Below are 17041 nucleotides of genomic sequence, written 5' to 3' on the forward strand. Positions count from 1 at the left end.
GGCGGTGGCGGGAATGTCGGCCACACACCACACTGGCGCCACGCATGCCACCCGGTGTGCGTGAGGAGGCACGCAGATGGCTGCACAGATCCGCATCGGGGTGTCCGGCTGGCGCTATGCGCCCTGGCGGGGCGCGTTCTATCCAGAAGATCTGGTCCAGGCGAAGGAACTGGCTTTCGCATCGCACCAGTTTCCCGCGATCGAGCTGAACGGCTCGTTCTACGCGCTGCAGCGCCCGTCCAGCTACGCCCGGTGGGCGGCCGACACGCCCGAGGGCTTCGTGTTCACCGTCAAGGCGCCGCGATACATCACCCACATCCTGCGGCTGCGCGAGGCGCGGGCGGCGGTGGCCAACTTCATGGCGTCGGGGTTGTTTGCGCTGGGCGCCAAGCTCGGTCCCATCCTGTGGCAATTGCCGCCGAGCCTGCCATTCGATGCGGCGCTGCTGGAGGACTTTCTCGCCCTGCTGCCGCACGATACCGACGCTGCCGCCACGCTCGCGCAGGCGCGGGAGGACCGCATGCACGGCCGCGAGCTGCTCCAGCCGTCCCGCCCCTGGCGCCTGCGCCATGCCCTGGAAGTGCGGCACGCCAGCTACCGCACGCCGGAGTGCATCGACCTGCTGCGGCGCCACCGCGTGGCCCTGGTGGTGGCCGATACCGGCGGACGATGGCCCGAACTGGGCGATGTGACGGCGGACTTCCTCTATCTGCGGCTGCACGGCGCGCAGCAGCTCTATGCCAGCGGCTACAGCGATGCGCAGATCGCGCAGTGGGGCGAACGCTCCGCGCCTGGGCCCACGGCCAGGCACCGAAGGGGCTGGAGACGGTCGCACCACCGGACACGGCACCGCGTCGGACCGAACGCGACGTGTTCTGCTTCTTCGACAACACCATGAAGATCCACGCGCCCGAGAACGCCCTGCGGCTCGCACGCTATCTGCAACTGGGCACGCACCTGCAGGCCGCCCCGCCCCGGGCCTGACACGGCGGCCCTGGTTTGCGAGTGCCCCTCGGCCGCCTCAGCGATTCCGGGCCGGCGGCCCTTCCAGGTTTTCCTCCCGCACCTCCTGGAAGGCCCGCGCGCAACTGGCGGAAAACAGCAGCACGGCCGACGAAAAGTAGATCCACATCAGCACCACCACCAGGGAGCCGGCAGCGCCATACGCCGAAACCACCGCCGCGGTGGCCAGGTACAGGGCCAGCAGCTGCTTGCCCACGGTGAAGAGGATGGCGCCCACCACCGCCCCGAACACCAGGCAGATGAGCGGCGGCTTCTGCCCGCCGCCGATGCGCATCAGCCCCACGAACAGCAGCACGGCAATGCCGAAGGCGACCAATTCGTTCGCCAGCTGCAGCAGCGGGCCCGTTGCCATGGGCAGCCGCGCGCTGGCCCAGGTGGCCACCACGTGAATCACGGTGGACACCACCAGCGAGATCAGCAGCAGGAAACCGATGGCCAGCACATAGGCCAGCCCCCGCACCCGCAGCGAAGCCATGCGCCACCACGCCTTCTGCTCCGGCGCCGGGGCTGAATCGCGTGCCCACAGCCGCTCCAGCGCCGACTGCAGCTCCACGAACACGCCCGTGGCGCCGGACAGCAACAGCACGAAGCCAACGATGGAAGCGATCCGCCCTTCCGACGGTGCCCGCGCGCTGGACAGCGCCAGTTGCACCACTTCGGCCACGCGGTCGCCCATCACGCCGCGCACCTGGCTGACCATGGTGCTTTCCAGGTAGGACTTGTCGATCCACCAGCCCAGCACCCCCACCAGCAGGAGCAGCACCGGCGCCAGGCTCAGCAGGCCGTAGAACGACATCGCCGCGCTCATGCGCAGGCCGTCCGCATCCAGCCAGAGATTGGCCGCCCGCACCAGCGGCATGATGGGGCTGGCGAGCGCTTTCGCGCGCTCGATCCATGGCGTGAGGAACGATGGGGACATGGCGCCCATTGCACACCAGGGCCGCGCGGCCAGGTGTCGGAACAGTTCGCCAGTCCGCCTGCAGCCTCAGCCAGCGTGGCCCATGGCGGGGTCGGACACCGAGTCCTTGCCGGTCTCGATGCGGCCGGCGAAGCGGCGCTGGAACGCAGGCGCCGCACTGCAGCGCACCACGAAGTCGTACCAGTTGCCGCTGTCGCCCAGGGGCCAGGCGAGTTCCTCCACGCCGCCGGGCGCCACGCTGCGCGTCCAGGGCCCGTCGCCGCGATAGGCCCGTGCCTCGGCGGAGAACGTCATTGCGCTGCTGCTGCGGTTGTAGAGCTTGACCCGCACCTGCGGCGGCTCGCACAGCTCGTAGCAGACCTGCACCTCGGGGCCACCGGTGGCCCCCTGCTGCTGCAGGTCGCCGATGAACTCGCGGTGGTAGCCGTTGGGACCGAGCACCCACAGGTCGTACCGCCCGCCATCGGCTGCGGCGTTCCAGACGCCGCTCAGGGCCTTGCCGGCCTCCACGACGTAGCGCCGCGGAATCCGGTCGAGGTGGTTCTTGTCGTACACATGGAACACTGCCGCCGCGGTGCCCGCTTTGCCGGTGTGGGCGAACAGCAAAGTGACCGTGCCGGCACCGGCGCTGGCCTGGGCCGTGGTGTGCAGCTCATAGGGCAGCGCCCGCGAGGGCCGCACGCCTTCGGCCTGCACCGGCAGGGCGGCATCGGCCGTGGCCGTGGGCTGGGGCAGCTTGGCAGCCTGGGCCTGCGCCGCCACCCGCGCGTCCACCGCGACCTTGTTGGTGCGGCCCGCGAGGGTCGGCAAGGTTTCGCTGTTGGGGTTGACGAAGTTGAAGCAGCTCGTCAGGTCGCCGCAGACCGCGCGGCGGTAGGGGCTGACCTGCGGCTCGGCCACGCCGAAGCGCTTTTCCAGGAACAGCAGGGTGGAGGTGTGGTCGAACACCTGCGAATTGACCCAGCCGCCCCGGCTCCAGGGCGACACCACCCACATCGGAACGCGCGGGCCCGGGCCGTAGGGCTTGCCGTCGGCCGCCGGCTGGCTCGGCGTGGCAGGCTGGAAATCGTGGTACTCCACCGCCACATCGGCGGCGGGCAGCGTGCAGGCACCGGCCAGGCTGCCATCGGGATTGCGCGACGGTGCGGCGGGCGAAGGCAGGTGGTCGAAGAAGCCGTCGTTCTCGTCGTAGTTGATCAGCAGCACGGTCTTGCTCCAGACCTCGGGGTTGGCCGTGAGCGCGTCCAGCACCTCCTGCACGTACCAGCCGCCCTGTGCGGGGCTCGACGGCCCGGGGTGCTCGCTGTAGACCGAAGGCGGAATGATCCACGACACCGCCGGCAGCGTGCCCTGGCGGATGTCCTCGCGGAACGTCTCCAGAAAGCCCTGCGGCATGGTGTTGCCGAAGCCCTTGGCCAACGGGCTCAGCGGATCGTCGATCCTGGCGTTGTAGAACGGTCCGGCCAGATCGACCGGCTGCGTGATGTCGGTCTTGGCGACGTAGATCGGCTTGCGGTCCGCGGGCATCTTCTCGATCTCGGCGCGCCAGTGGCGAAAGCCCATCATCTCGTTGCAGCCGAAGTTGTCGATCAGGCTCTGGTAGACCTTCCATTTCACGCCCGCTTTCTCCAGGCGGTCCGCGTAGGTGGTCCAGGTCCAGCCGTCGGTGGAGGCGCCGATGTCGTTGCCACCGTTGAACTGGTTGTTCAGGCCCGCAACACGGACCCTGGAGCCATCGATGGGGCTGACACCGTTCGGGCCGTTGGTGCCGGTCCAGTAGAAAAGCCGGTTGGCGATGGTGCCGGTGTGCATGCCGCAGTGGTAGTGGTCGCACAGCGTGAAGGCGTCGGCCAGCGCGCGCTGGAACGGCACCTCCGCCGTTTCGTAGTAGCCCATCGACAAGGGCAGCTTCGCATCGGGCCACTGGGACATGCGCCCGTGGTCCCAGGCCGCCTGCGAGTCCAGCCAGGTGTGGGGCGTGCTGCCGGCGCGCTGCGCGTTGCCCTTGGCTTCGTCCAGGCGGTAGGGCACATAGGTGCTGGGCGGCGACGTCTTGGTGTAGGTCTGGTAGAAAACGTTGCGGCCGTTGGGCGTCGGGATCGGGAAACGGTCACCGAAGCCGCGCACGCCCTTGAAGGTGCCGAAGTACCCATCGAACGAGCGGTTCTCCATCATCAGCAGGACGACGTGCTGCACGTCCTGGATGGTGCCGGTGGCGTTGTGGGCCTCGATGGCCAGGGCGCGGCGGATGGCCGGTGGGAAGGCAGTGAGCGTGGCCGAAGCCGCGCCCACGCCGAGCGCGGTCGTGAGGAAATTGCGTTTGGAGGAATCGACGGTCATTTGGAGGAGTCTTTCTTGTCCGTGAGCGGGGTTCCGGGGGGCTGCCCCGTTCAGGGCTTGGGCGCGCAGTGCGTGTCCGGACTGGCGCATGTGGCCGCCGCTGCGGGAACGGTGGCATCCGAGCCACCGCTGCCACCGCAGCCCGCCAGCAGCAGGGCAAGAAAGAGCGCGCTGGCGCCCGGCAACGGGCGGCCGATCAGAGGCAGCGGCGAGCGCTGCAGAGGGATGGTCATGGCGTGGGAAGAAGGGAAGGAATGAAGTCCTTCATTCTTCCCGCCGACTGTGGCGCCAGAGTGACGTCAGCGTGACGCGGCGGGGGCACCGCCGTGACGCCGCCGCCGGTCAGAGGTTGGGTGCGAGCAAGCGCTGCAGGATGCCTTCGTCCATGCCACGCCGCGTGGCCAGGTCGTGCACCTGGTCTTCGCCGATCTTGCCGACGTTGAAGTACTGGCTCTCGGGATGCCCGATGTAGAAGCCGCTCACGCTGGCGGCGGGCGTCATGGCCAGGCTTTCGGTGAGGCCCATGCCGATCTCGCCGCACTGCAGCACGCGGAACAGTTCGCTCTTGGCGCTGTGGTCCGGGCAGGCCGGGTAGCCGGGCGCGGGACGGATGCCCTGGTACTTCTCGGCGATCATGTCGTCGTTGCTCAACTGCTCGCCGGCCGCATAGCCCCACAGGTCGGTGCGCACGCGGTGGTGCAGGCATTCGGCAAAGGCTTCGGCCAGGCGGTCGGCCAGGCTCTTGAGCATGATGGCCGAGTAGTCGTCCAGCGCATCGACGAAGGCCTGCTCTTTCTTCTCCACGCCCAGGCCCGCCGTGACGGCGAACAAGCCCGCGTAGTCGGCCACGCCGCTTTCCTTGGGCGCCACGAAGTCGGCCAGGCACCGGCTGGGGCGCGGCACGCCATCGATCACGTGCTTTTCGGTCTGCTGGCGCAGGCCGTACCAGGTCATGGCAACCTCGGTGCGCGATTCGTCGGTGTAGAACTCGATGTCGTCGCCCACGCTGTTGGCCGGGTACAGCGCCAGCACGCCGCTGGCACTCAGCCAGCGGCCCTCCACCAGCCGGCGCAGCATGGCCTTGCCATCGGCGAAGACGCGCGTGGCCTGCTCGCCCACCACCTCGTCGGTCAGGATGGCAGGGTACGGGCCGGCCAGGTCCCAGGTCTGAAAGAACGGTCCCCAGTCGATGTACCGGGCCAGCTCGTTGAGGTCGAAGTTCTTGAACATGCGCCGCCCCAGCAGGCGCGGCGTGGCCGGGCGGTAGGCCGACCAGTCGATGGGCGTGCGGTTGGCGCGGGCCTTCGCCAGCGGCCACAGGGGCGTCTGCTTCTTGTTGGCGTGCTGGGTGCGCACCTTGTCGTAGTCGGCGTTCAGCTCCTGCACGTAGTGGTCGGCGCCGTCGCCCAGCAGGCTCTGCGCCACGCTCACGCTGCGCGACGCATCGGGCACGTAGACCACGGGGCCTTCGTAATGCGGCGCGATCTTGACGGCGGTGTGCACACGGCTGGTGGTGGCACCGCCGATGAGCAGCGGGATCTTCTTGATGCGGAAGTGCTCGTCCTTTTGCATCTCGCCGGCCACGTATTGCATCTCTTCCAGGCTGGGCGTGATCAGGCCTGACAGGCCCACGATGTCCGCGCCCTCGACCTTGGCGCGCGCCAGGATCTCGTGGCAGGGCACCATCACGCCCATGTTCACCACCTCGAAGTTGTTGCACTGCAGGACCACGGTGACGATGTTCTTGCCGATGTCGTGCACGTCGCCCTTCACGGTGGCGATGATGATCTTGCCCTTGCTGCGCACGTCGCGGCCGGCCAGTTCGTCCTGGCGCTTTTCTTCCTCGATGTAGGGGATCAGGTGGGCCACGGCGGATTTCATCACGCGGGCGCTCTTGACCACCTGCGGCAGGAACATCTTGCCCGCGCCGAACAGGTCGCCCACCACGTTCATGCCGTCCATGAGCGGGCCTTCGATCACGTGCAGCGGCCGCCCGCCCTTGGCGACGATGGCCTGGTAGGCCTCTTCGGTGTCTTCCACGATGAAGTCGGTGATGCCGTGCACCAGCGCGTGCGACAGGCGTTCGCCCACGGTCTTCGGATGTTCGGGCGTACCGCGCCATTCGAGCCGCTTGCTCTCGTCCTTGGCACCGCTGCGGGCCGTCTCGGCCACCTCGACCAGGCGTTCGCCGGCGTCGGGGCGGCGGTTGAGCACCACGTCTTCCACGCGGTCGCGCAAGGTGGGCTCCAAGTCGTCGTACACGCCGACCATGCCTGCGTTGACGATGCCCATGTCCATGCCGGCCTGGATGGCGTGGTACAGGAACACGGTGTGGATGGCCTCGCGCACCGGGTCGTTGCCACGGAAGCTGAAGCTCACGTTCGACACGCCGCCCGAGACCTTGGCGCCCGGCAGGTTCTGCTTGATCCAGCGCACGGCCTCGATGAAATCGACCGCGTAGTTGTTGTGCTCTTCGATGCCGGTGGCCACCGCGAAGATGTTGGGGTCGAAGATGATGTCCTCGGGCGGAAAGCCCACCTCGTCAACCAGCACGCGGTAGGCCCGCTCGCAGATCTCGATCTTGCGCTCGTAGGTGTCGGCCTGCCCCACCTCGTCGAAGGCCATCACCACGGCGGCGGCGCCGTAGCGCTTCACGAGGCGCGCCTCGTGCTTGAACTTCTCCACGCCCTCTTTCATGGAGATGGAGTTGACGATGCCCTTGCCCTGGATGCAGCGCAGGCCGGCCTCGATCACGTCCCACTTGGAGGAGTCCACCATGATGGGCACGCGGGCGATGTCGGGCTCGGAGGCGATCAACTGCAGGAAGCGCACCATGGCCGCCTTGCTGTCGAGCATGGCCTCGTCCATGTTGATGTCGATGACCTGTGCGCCGTTCTCCACCTGCTGGCGCGCGACGGCCAGGGCCTCTTCGTACTGGTCGTTCAGGATCATGCGGGCGAAGGCCTTGGAGCCGGTGACGTTGGTGCGCTCGCCGATGTTGACGAATAGCGTGCCCTCGCCGATGGAAACCGGTTCGAGGCCCGAGAGCTTCATGGGAGGCGGGATAAGGGGGGCGGACATCAGGCTCACCTGCGCAATCGGTAGTTGGGAACAGGCGAGCGTCGTTGGACAGTGGGGCCATCGCCGCCCGAGCCTGACGCCTGGTTGAGCCGGTTGATCGGCAGGCGCTGCAACGCTCCTCGGGGGCGGCCGGATTTTACGCGCCCTGCGACCGGGCCCTCACCGCGCCCCGCCTCCCGAGCGGGTTCTCCGGACAGCGGCATGGAAAGTGCTTGGCCGCTTCCCAGGAAGGAGCCCTCCCATGCAATCGCCCTTCGATGGTGCAACGCCCAGCCTGTGGGCCGGTGAGATTCTGCAACGCCGCCGCCTGGTGTGCGGCTCCATTCTGGCCCTGGGCCTGTCGGGTCCGCTGGCGGCCGCCGAACATCGGGATCAGCTGGAGCGCATCCGCTCCGCCCGGGTCCTTCGCGTGGCAGTCCCACAGGACTTCCCACCGTTCGGCTTTCCGCAGGGCAGCGAGCTGGCGGGCTTCGACATTTCCATTGCCAAGATGCTTTCGATGCACCTGGGCGTGTCGCCGCAGATGGTGCCGGTGCCCAGCGGGGACCGGCTGGCGGCACTGTTGGAAGACCGCGTCGACATCATCATCTCCAGCCTGGGCAAGACGCCCGAGCGCGAGAAAAGCATCGACTTCTCCAGTGTCTACGCCCCGACCTACCTCGGTGTCTTCAGCCAGCAGAAATTGAGCCGCGACGAATTGCTGAAACTTCCAGCCCCGGTCGTCGGAGCGGCGGAAAACAGCCTGGAGGAATCCCTGGTCCGGGCATTCCTGCCGACCGCGAAAATCCAGGGATTCAAAGGCAGCGCCGCGTTGCTGGACGCCTATGCCGCAGGCCATTTCGAATTCTTCGCGGGTGGCAACGTGCTGGTGGAATCCATCAAGGATGTCGGTCTGCGCACCCGTGTGCACCAGGTGGCGCTCCTCAAAGAGAGCCCGTGCTACATCGGCCTTCGGCAAAACGAAGCACGGCTGAAGGACGAGATCAACCGCTTCCTGGCAAGCATCCGTTCGTCAGGCGCCCTCATGGTCAACGCCATGAAATGGTTCCGCCAGAGCTTTTCGGCCGACATGTTCAAGTGAGCAGCACGGGCAGCGGCGCCCACCTTCACCCTCTGATTCATCGCACCGGCAAGAACTGCAGGAAAGAGCCACCCACCAGCCCCTGCACATAGGTGATGGCGGCACGGCGGTACTTTTCGGTGGCCACCGCCGACAGCAAGTCGAGCCGGCCGATGATCTTGCCGAACTCGCGCTCGAAGCTCAGATTGCGCCCCTGCGGACCGATCTCGTCGGCCAGCAGCAGCGGCTGGCCCGCCGCGGTGCGGCGCTGCGAGAGCATCCACACGGCGATCTCCACATTGCGCGCCGCGTTGTACAGGTGCTGGGCATCCAGGCTGTCGAGCAGGAAGAACTCGATCTTTCCGTCGTGCGCGGTGATCAGCATGTCGGCCGTGGCATAGATGAACGCCGCCACGCGGTCGCCCGCGAATTCGGGCGCCAGGGCCGCAGCCATCGCCGCGATGTCGCGCCGCCCCTGCAAGGGCGCCCAGACCCCGCCCTTTTCGATGGTGGTGCGGACCTGCTCCATGGCCTGCTCGCGGCCCACGGCGCTGGTCTTGCGCCATTCGGCAGGGTTGCGGCGGTAGAGCTTGTCCATCAGCCGATAGAGGCTGTCCAGGTTCTCGCGCATGGCCAGCGTCGCCATGCGGTTCACGTCGGACTGCCCCAATTCGCTGCCATTCGCAGACGCGCCTTTGACCTCGCCATGGGGCGCGGGCGGGCTGGTGCAGCCGGACACGGCCGCCAGCGTGCAGCAGGACAGGAGGAGCGGAACGAACGTCAGTCGCATTGCGCCGCATTATCGACAAGGCTTGAAAAGCAGCCAGGGTTTCCTGAAACTGCCGAGGCAGTCTTTCCGTACTCAAGTCGATGCCGCAGCAGGGCCGTTGGAGGTGGGCCCATGCCATGTGATCGACTCCCGAAACCAGTTCACTGCGGTTTCGGATAGTCATCGGACAATAAGGAGCAAAAATACTCTAAAAGAGGCCACATTCGGCCAAGTCAGGATATTTACACGCAGAGTTGTCGTACAACTTGTGCAAAATTCACCGTTTTGGGGCGCCGCCCCGCCTGGAAAGAAGCCATGTCGCCCCCTATCTCCCCACTAGCGCAACGCAGGAACGTCTTCCTGCTGGCGTTGTTTTGCTGCCTGCTCTGGGGCAGCTCGTACCCTGCGATCAAGAATGGCTACGCGCTGTTCGGCATCGACAGCAGCGACACCCCATCCAAGCTCGTGTTCGCCGGCTGGCGCTTCGCCCTGGCGGGCCTGGCGCTGCTGGCCTGGGTGGCCGCCAGCGGCCGGCAGATCAGCGGCTGGCCGGCCCGGGCGTGGGGCCAATTGGCGCTGCTGGGCCTGTTGCAGACCACGCTGCAGTACATCTTCTTCTACATCGGCGTGGCGAACACGACGGGGGTGAAGGCGTCGATCATGAACGCCACCGGCACCTTCTTCAGCGTGTTGCTGGCGCATTTCCTGTACCACAACGACCGCATCAGCCATGCCAAGGCCTGGGGCTGCATCGTGGGCTTCGCGGGGGTCATGGCGGTCAACCTCGGCGCCGGGCTGGCCGGAACGCTGACCGATTTCGAGTTCGCCCTGCTGGGCGAAGGTTTCGTGGTGATCGCCGCCCTGGTGCTGGCGCTGGGCGGCGTCTACGGCAAGCGCATTTCCCAGGGGATGGACCCCATCGTGATGACGGCCTACCAGTTGACCATCGGCGGACTGGTGCTGCTGGCGCTCGGCTATGCCTTGGGGGGGGGCGCTGGGCGAGGTGACGTGGGCTTCGTCATCGCTGCTGGCCTATCTGGTGGTGCTGTCGTCGCTGGCCATCTCGATCTGGAGCCTGCTGCTCAAGCACAACCGGGTGAGCCTCATCACCGCGTTCAACTTCATGGTGCCCGTGTTCGGCACCTTGCTGTCGGCCTGGTTCCTGGAAGAAAGCCTCCTCGAATGGCGCAACGCGGTGGCCCTGGTGCTGGTGTGCAGCGGCATCTGGCTGGTAACGAGGGTATCCGCACCGCGCGCGTGAGCCTGCAGCAGCGCGTCCAGCGGGCACCCCTTTCGTCCCCGTGATCGGGCATGTGGGCACCTGCCCCGAACGGCGCTGAGGGGCATCTGTGCCGACTGCCTTCAGAAAGCGCGAAAATCACCGGCTGATCTGTCACCCCTTCCCAAGGAACGCAAGCGAATGAGCACGACGCAACCGACCATCATCTACACGCTGACCGACGAAGCCCCCGCCCTGGCGACCGCCGCCTTTCTGCCGATCGTGCGGACCTTCGCGGCCCCAGCGGGCATCCACGTGGAGACCAGCGACATCTCGGTCGCCGGCCGCATCCTGGGCCAGTTTCCCGAGCGCCTGACCGAGGCACAGCGCGTGCCCGACAACCTGGCCGCCCTGGGCAAGCTGACGCTCTCGCCTGACGCCAACATCATCAAGCTGCCCAACATCAGCGCATCGGTGTCGCAGCTGGTGGCAGCCATCAAGGAACTGCAGGGCAAGGGCTATGCGATTCCCGACTACCCCGAAAATCCGACGACCGACGAAGAAAAGGACATCCGCGCCCGCTACAACAAGTGCATCGGCAGCGCGGTGAACCCGGTCCTGCGCGAAGGCAACTCCGACCGCCGCGCACCCAAGGCCGTCAAGGAATACGCCCGCAAGAACCCGCACAGCATGGCCGAATGGAGCCAGGCATCTCGCTCGCACGTCTCGCACATGCACCACGGCGACTTCTACCACGGCGAAAAGTCGATCACGCTCGACAAGGCGCGCGACGTGAAGATGGAACTGGTCGGCAAGAGCGGCAAGACCACGGTGCTCAAGCCCAAGGTGTCGCTGAAGGACGGCGAGATCATCGACAGCATGTTCATGAGCAAGACGGCCCTGCTCGAGTTCTACGAAAAGGAGATCGAGGACGCGCACAAGACCGGCGTGATGTTCTCGCTGCACGTCAAGGCGACGATGATGAAGGTGTCGCACCCGATCGTCTTCGGCCACGCCGTGCGCATCTTCTACAAGGAAGCCTTCGCCAAGCATGCGCAGCTGTTCGAAGAACTGGGCGTGAACGTGAACAACGGCATGGTCGATCTGTACAACAAGATCGCCACGCTGCCCCAGAGCAAGCAGGACGAGATCAAGCGCGACCTGCACGCCTGCCACGAAAACCGCCCCGAGCTGGCGATGGTCGATTCGGCCAAGGGCATCACCAACTTCCACTCGCCCAACGACGTCATCGTCGATGCCTCGATGCCCGCCATGATCCGCAACGGCGGCAAGATGTGGGGCGCCGACGGCCGCCTGAAGGACACCAAGGCGGTGATCCCCGAGAGCACCTTCGCCCGCATCTACCAGGAGATCATCAACTTCTGCAAATGGCATGGTGCCTTCGACCCCAAGACCATGGGCACCGTGCCCAACGTGGGCCTGATGGCCCAGCAGGCCGAAGAGTACGGTTCGCACGACAAGACGTTCGAAGTGCCTGAAGCCGGCGTGGCCAACATCGTCGATCTGGCGACGGGCGAAGTGCTGCTGAGCCAGAACGTGGAAGAAGGCGACATCTGGCGCATGTGCCAGGTGAAGGACGCGCCGATCCGCGACTGGGTGAAGCTGGCCGTGACCCGCGCCCGCAACTCCGGCATGCCCGCCGTGTTCTGGCTGGACCCGTACCGCCCGCACGAGAACGAGGTCATCAAGAAGGTGAAAACCTACCTGAAGGACCACGACACGACCGGCCTGGACATCCAGATCATGAGCCAGGTGCGCGCAATGCGCTACACGCTGGAGCGCGTGATCCGCGGCCTGGACACGATCAGCGTCACCGGCAACATCCTGCGCGACTACCTGACCGACCTGTTCCCCATCATGGAACTGGGCACCAGCGCCAAGATGCTGTCCGTCGTGCCCCTGATGGCCGGCGGCGGCATGTACGAAACGGGCGCTGGTGGCTCGGCGCCCAAGCACGTGCAGCAACTGGTGGAAGAAAACCACCTGCGCTGGGATTCGCTGGGCGAGTTCCTGGCCCTGGCCGTCAGCCTGGAAGACCTGGGCCTGAAGACCGGCAACCAGCAAGCCACCCTGCTGGCCAAGACGCTGGACACCGCCACCGGCAAGCTGCTGGACAACAACAAGAACCCCAGCCCCAAGACCGGCCAGCTGGACAACCGCGGCAGCCAGTTCTACCTGGCCCTGTACTGGGCCCAGGAACTGGCCGCGCAGACCGAGGACACGGCCCTGGCCGCCAAGTTCGCCGGGCTGGCCCAGACGCTGGCCGACAACGAGCAGAAGATCGTCGGTGAACTGGCGGACGTGCAGGGCAAGCCGGCAGACATCGGCGGGTACTACCTGCCCGACCCGAAGAAGACCGAGGCCGTGATGCGGCCCAGCGCCACGCTGAATGCGGCGCTGGCTGCCGTGACCGCCTGATCCGCGTGAGAAAGCGCCGGCCCTTGCACAAGGGCTGGCCGGTTTCGAAAGCGCCTGCCCACCGCAATGTGGGCAGGCGCTTTTCTTCATGGCCGCCGGATCGGACCGCCTCTATCGGGGAACGAACAGCAGCTGCCCCTCGGGCGTCGGCCGATAGCTGAAACGTCCGTCGAGCACCACCTTGCCGCCGATACGAGCCACCCAGGTGTAATCGCCCACGCGGGTGCCCGCGTTGCCGAAATCGCTGGGATAGTGCACGGTCCCGGCACGCTCGCCGCCCCCTTGGGGCTCGGCGGTCGCGGTGGTCGTCTTCCCGTCCGGCGTGGTCACGGTGAACTCCACACGCGGCTGGCGGGTCGCCATCTTGTCGCTCACGCTCAGCCCGATGGCCGGGCGCGCGGTGTACAGAACGCTCTGGGCGAAAGCCGGGGCCGCTGCGGCCAAGACCGCCATGCATGCGGCGCTGCGAAAAGAAAATGCCATCTGTGCTCCTTTGTCTTTCTGAGTGAGCGGTTCAATCGCCGCACCGCACCGCCCGAAGTGGCGCAACGGAGGCCGGCTCCCAGGGCGCGCGGCCGATGTGCGTGCCGCCACCCCAACCGTACTCGAAGGGTTCGCCCTGCGGCGACGTGCCGAACGCACTGATGCGCCCTTTGCCCACGTCCAAACCCCAGGCCTGCTCCAGGCGCGTGATCTCCAGCGGCGTCCCGGGCGGCAGCGTGCGGACCCGCTGCAGGCCGTGAAAGCGGTCGTTCGCCGTATCGCGCGGATGCGGTGAGAGCACGAGCGTCGGCGCATCGCGCACCTGGTAGAGGCCGGATTCCTGCAGCAGCACCACACGGGCCGGCGCACGCAGCGGCAGGCATCCGCTGGAAGCCAGATCATCACGGCCTTCACAGCCGGCCAGTGCCGCGAGAAGCGGCAGCCACGCCAGTCCAGCCCGGCGGCCGCAAGCCGACAGGCGCCAGGGCTCAACCCACCTTGCCACACGATTTGCCATGGGCGAAATGTGTCGCAACAGGCACCGCCCAGGGGTAAGACAACAGCGCAGCTGCGCCTTCTGGGGCCGCGGCCCCCGTCATTTTGGTCATGCGTGGGCCATGGGGCGCCACCCCACGGCTCGCCTACGTCCCGGTCACCTAGTGGCTGATCATCCAGGGCCGCTTGGACGGAAACGCCTTCGCTCCGCTCGCCGCCGTCACCGTGGCGCTGCGCTTGCCAGAGCCGCAGCAGCCGCACCCCGCCGGATGGCGCATCCGCCCGTAACTGCCTTCTTCACCGTTGCGGGAGGAGCGCGGCGCATGCTGCGCCCGCTCGTTGGTGTCGAACGCACGGCGCTGCTCCGGGCTCACGCAGGCCAGCCGGGGAGCGCTGGCGAAGACGCGGGGGGAGGCAGCGCTGCACCGAGGGCAGGCAGCGGGCTCGTTGCGCAGCGCCAGGCTGCGCAGGGCATCGAAGCCGCCACACATGGCGCACTGGTAGTCGTAGGTGGGCATGGCGCGGTGTCCTGTGGTGGAGGGAATCAGACGAGGTCGGGCGACAGCGGCATGTCGATGCTGCCGTCCAGCATCTTCACCGGGCCGCTGGCGTTCGGGTTGATGTCGAACTCGAAGATCTGCGTCGGCAGCCACAGCGTGGCGCAGGCGTTGGGCACATCGACCACGCCGCTGATGTGGCCCTGCACAGGGGCTGTTCCCAGGATCGAATACGCCTGGGCGCCGCTGTATCCGAACTTCTTCAGGTATTCGATCGCGTTCAGGCAGGCCTGGCGGTAGGCCACGTTCACGTCCAGGTAGTACTGCTTGCCCGCCTCGTCGACCGAGATGCCTTCGAAGATCAAATAATCGTTGTAGGTCGGCACGATGGGGCTGGGTTTGAAGATCGGGTTCTTGATGCCGTACTTCGCCATGCCGCCCTTGATGAGGGTGACCTTCATGTGCACCCAGCCGGCCATTTCGATCGCGCCGCAGAACGTGATTTCGCCGTCGCCCTGGCTGAAATGCAGGTCGCCCACCGAGAGGCCCGCGCCGTCGACATAGACCGGGAAGAACACTTTCGATCCGCGCGACAGGTCCTTGATGTCGCAGTTGCCCCCGTGCTCGCGCGGCGGCACGGTGCGCGCGCCTTCGGCCGCGGCCTTGGCCTTGGCCTCGCCGGTCAGGCGGCCCATGTGGGCGGTGACGGCCGAGGGGGGGTTGGCCAGGCCAGCGGTGGGATCGGTGTCGATGAGCTTTTGCTCACGCTCGTTCCAGAGGTCGAGCATTTTCTTGTCGGGCAGGCAGCCGATCAGGCCGGGGTGGATCAGGCCGGCGAAGTTGACGCCCGGAATGTGGCGCGAACTGGTGAACATGCCCTTGAAGTCCCAGATCGATTTCTGTGCCTCGGGGAAATGCTCGGTCAGAAAGCCACCGCCGTTCTTCTTGGAGAAGAACCCGTTGAAACCCCACAGGCTGTCCTGCTTGGCGCCGATGTCGAGCAGGTCCACCACCAGCAGGTCGCCCGGCTCCGCACCCTTGACGCCCACCGGGCCCGAGAGGTAGTGCACCGTGGTCAGGTCGATGTCGCGCACGTCGTCGGCGCTGTCGTTGTTCTTGATGAAGCCGCCGGTCCAGTCGAAGGTTTCCAGAATGAAATCGTCGCCCGGGTTCACCCAGCAGGCCATCGGAATGTCGGGGTGCCAGCGGTTGTGGATGTTCTCGTTCTGGGTCGGCGATTGGTTCAGATCGACGTGGATGAGGGTTTCAGCCATGGCGTGCTCCTGGAAAGTGAAGGAAGAGAAGGCGAGAGGGAAGGAACGAAAAATCCGTCGCGGACAGTGGCCGTTCACACGGACAGGTAGGCCTTGATGCGCTGCTGGTCGGTGTCAGCGCGGGCGGTTTCATGCACCAGGCGGCCGCCTTCGATCACGAACAGGCGGTCGGCCACGTCCATGGCGAACGAGAGCACCTGCTCGCTCACCACGATGGTGATCTGGCGCAGCTTGCGGATCTCGTTGAGGGCGCGGGCGATGTCTTTGATGATCGAAGGCTGGATGCCCTCGGTGGGCTCGTCCAGCAGCAGCACCTTGGGATCGGTCACCAGCGCACGGGCGATGGCCAGCTGCTGCTGCTGCCCGCCCGAAAGATTGCCGCCCTTGCGACGGCGCATGTCCCACAGCACAGGGAACAGCGCATAGATCTCTTCGGGGATCTGGCGGGTCTTCGAGTTCTCCAGGCCGGTCTGGATGTTCTCCTCCACCGTCAGCGTGGGGAAGATCATGCGGCCCTGCGGCACGTAGGCGATGCCTTTGGCCACGCGCCGAAAGCTCTCGTCCCGCGTCACCTCCTGGCCGGCCACGGTGATGCAGCCGCTCTTGACCGGCATCACGCCCATCAGGCTCTTGAACAGCGTGGTCTTGCCCATGCCGTTGCGGCCCATGATGGCCACGGTTTCGTTGGCGCGGCCCTCGAACGAGATGCCGTGCAGCGCTTCGCTCTGCCCATAGGCGACGTGCAGGTCGGTGACTTTCAGCATGGGGGGGCTCCAGAAAACTCAGGGCGTGGGCAAAGGACAGCGGCGCGTCTCAGTGGCCGAGGTACACGTCGATCACCTTGGGGTCGTTCTGGACCTTGTCCATCGACCCTTCGGCCAGGATCTTTCCCTGGTGCATCACGGTGACCTTGTGCGCGATGCGCTTGACGAACTCCATGTCGTGCTCGATCACGATCACCGCGCGGTTCCTGCAGATGCGCTGCAGCAGCTCGGCCGTGAGCTCGCGCTCGCGCGCGCTCATGCCGGCGATGGGCTCGTCCAGCATCAGCAGCTCGGGCTCCTGCATCAGCAGCATGCCGATCTCCAGCCATTGCTTCTGGCCGTGCGAGAGCAGGCCGGCCTCGGTGGCGAGCAGCCCGCCCAGGCCGATGTCGTCGGCCACGTCCTGCACCCGCTCCTTCACCGCGCTGGTGCAGCGAAAGGCCAGCGCGCCGAACACGGTGCGCCCGGTGGGATAGGACACCTCCAGGTTCTGAAAGACCGACAGGTTCTCGTAGATGGACGGCGTCTGGAACTTGCGGCCGATGCCCAGCCGCACGCGCTTGTGCTCGGCCATGCGCGTCAGCTCCTCGTTCTTGAACTTGATGCTGCCGCTGGTGGCGCGCGTCTTGCCGCAGATCAGGTCCAGCAGCGTGGTCTTGCCCGCGCCGTTGGGGCCGA

Annotated in this window: 15 protein-coding genes and 1 riboswitch; of the genes, 4 read left to right on the forward strand and 11 right to left on the reverse strand. The window is 66.5% G+C overall.

What is annotated here, in order from left to right:
- Positions 1-76 precede the first annotated feature (76 nt).
- Positions 77-898, forward strand: coding sequence for a DUF72 domain-containing protein (locus AC27KI_RS10130; RefSeq protein WP_487113674.1), 822 nt, complete (start codon positions 77-79; stop codon positions 896-898).
- Between the two features lie 123 nt (positions 899-1021).
- Here AC27KI_RS10130 and AC27KI_RS10135 read toward each other — a convergent pair whose 3' ends face one another.
- The 4 genes from AC27KI_RS10135 to metH all read right to left on the reverse strand — a co-directional run bounded on the left by AC27KI_RS10135 (position 1022) and on the right by metH (position 7372).
- Positions 1022-1942 carry a YihY/virulence factor BrkB family protein gene (locus AC27KI_RS10135; protein WP_487089106.1) on the reverse strand — a complete coding sequence of 307 codons (921 nt, stop codon included), beginning with the start codon at positions 1940-1942 and terminating at the stop codon, positions 1022-1024.
- A 66-nt stretch (positions 1943-2008) separates the two neighbouring features.
- Positions 2009-4282, reverse strand: a complete 2274-nt coding sequence (locus AC27KI_RS10140) for a phosphocholine-specific phospholipase C (protein WP_487089107.1) — start codon at positions 4280-4282, stop codon at positions 2009-2011.
- Positions 4283-4332: 50 nt separating this feature from the next.
- Entirely contained in the window at positions 4333-4515 is a 183-nt protein-coding gene (locus tag AC27KI_RS10145; protein ID WP_284394674.1) for a hypothetical protein, read from the reverse strand.
- A 109-nt stretch (positions 4516-4624) separates the two neighbouring features.
- On the reverse strand, positions 4625-7372 hold the full coding sequence (gene metH, locus AC27KI_RS10150) for a methionine synthase (protein WP_487113676.1): 2748 nt from the start codon (positions 7370-7372) through the stop codon (positions 4625-4627).
- A 20-nt stretch (positions 7373-7392) separates the two neighbouring features.
- A riboswitch (S-adenosyl-L-homocysteine riboswitch) is annotated at positions 7393-7490 on the reverse strand.
- 114 nt (positions 7491-7604) lie between these two features.
- On the opposite strand from metH, the gene AC27KI_RS10155 reads away from it, so the two are divergent.
- Positions 7605-8444, forward strand: a complete 840-nt coding sequence (locus tag AC27KI_RS10155; RefSeq protein WP_487113678.1) for a transporter substrate-binding domain-containing protein — start codon at positions 7605-7607, stop codon at positions 8442-8444.
- A gap of 37 nt (positions 8445-8481) precedes the next feature.
- On the opposite strand, the gene AC27KI_RS10160 is transcribed toward AC27KI_RS10155, so the two are convergent.
- Complete coding sequence (locus AC27KI_RS10160; RefSeq protein ID WP_317357212.1) at positions 8482-9213, reverse strand: hypothetical protein; 732 nt, start codon at positions 9211-9213, stop codon at positions 8482-8484.
- Between the two features lie 294 nt (positions 9214-9507).
- On the opposite strand from AC27KI_RS10160, the gene AC27KI_RS10165 reads away from it, so the two are divergent.
- Positions 9508-10497, forward strand: a complete 990-nt coding sequence (locus AC27KI_RS10165; RefSeq protein ID WP_487113680.1) for a DMT family transporter — start codon at positions 9508-9510, stop codon at positions 10495-10497.
- 115 nt (positions 10498-10612) lie between these two features.
- Complete coding sequence (locus tag AC27KI_RS10170; RefSeq protein WP_487113682.1) at positions 10613-12850, forward strand: NADP-dependent isocitrate dehydrogenase; 2238 nt, start codon at positions 10613-10615, stop codon at positions 12848-12850.
- 111 nt (positions 12851-12961) lie between these two features.
- Here the strand turns inward: AC27KI_RS10170 and AC27KI_RS10175 are convergent, their stop codons facing one another.
- From AC27KI_RS10175 to urtD, 6 genes are all read right to left on the reverse strand, one after another.
- On the reverse strand, positions 12962-13333 hold the full coding sequence (locus AC27KI_RS10175) for a hypothetical protein (protein ID WP_487113684.1): 372 nt from the start codon (positions 13331-13333) through the stop codon (positions 12962-12964).
- Positions 13334-13364: 31 nt separating this feature from the next.
- Positions 13365-13688, reverse strand: a complete 324-nt coding sequence (locus AC27KI_RS10180; RefSeq protein WP_487113686.1) for a hypothetical protein — start codon at positions 13686-13688, stop codon at positions 13365-13367.
- A 301-nt stretch (positions 13689-13989) separates the two neighbouring features.
- Complete coding sequence (locus AC27KI_RS10185) at positions 13990-14346, reverse strand: FmdB family zinc ribbon protein (RefSeq protein WP_487113689.1); 357 nt, start codon at positions 14344-14346, stop codon at positions 13990-13992.
- A 26-nt stretch (positions 14347-14372) separates the two neighbouring features.
- Positions 14373-15599, reverse strand: a complete 1227-nt coding sequence (gene fmdA / locus AC27KI_RS10190) for a formamidase (protein ID WP_487113691.1) — start codon at positions 15597-15599, stop codon at positions 14373-14375.
- 74 nt (positions 15600-15673) lie between these two features.
- The gene (urtE, locus tag AC27KI_RS10195; protein ID WP_284405725.1) at positions 15674-16363 is read right to left on the reverse strand and encodes an urea ABC transporter ATP-binding subunit UrtE; all 690 of its coding nucleotides are present in this window, start codon (positions 16361-16363) and stop codon (positions 15674-15676) included.
- Between the two features lie 49 nt (positions 16364-16412).
- Positions 16413-17041 (reverse strand): urea ABC transporter ATP-binding protein UrtD (urtD, locus tag AC27KI_RS10200; RefSeq protein ID WP_487113693.1); only part of this gene is annotated, 629 nt, incomplete at its 5' end.

This window comes from Acidovorax sp. KPB24-03 (assembly GCF_057546605.1).